The organism is Carboxydocella sp. ULO1 (assembly GCF_002049255.1).
Classification (GTDB): Bacteria; Bacillota.
In genome coordinates, this window is record NZ_BDLQ01000172.1 from 1 (window position 1) to 221 (window position 221).

Below are 221 nucleotides of genomic sequence, written 5' to 3' on the forward strand. Positions count from 1 at the left end.
CTCTAATATAAAGGAGAAGCTATAATGCGAGGCAAGGATATCACAAAATCCACATTTTTTCAATTGTTTCAGCCAATTTTTCACGAAAAAATTTTTCAGCTTATTAATAATGCAGGTGTTGACAAATACGTTAAAAAACTGACAGCACTTAAGCTATTCTATCTTCTGGCCTATGCCCAGTTAGAACAATTAAAAGGTCTACGGGATATTAGCAATAGCTT

The 221-nt window shown here is 33.5% G+C and carries 1 protein-coding gene; it reads left to right on the forward strand.

All coding sequences use genetic code 11. The features are described 5' to 3' along the window. Positions 1-24: 24 nt before the first annotated feature. Positions 25-221, forward strand: a 197-nt coding sequence (locus tag ULO1_RS14430; RefSeq protein ID WP_143325478.1) for a DUF4372 domain-containing protein, incomplete at its 3' end; no start/stop codon positions are given.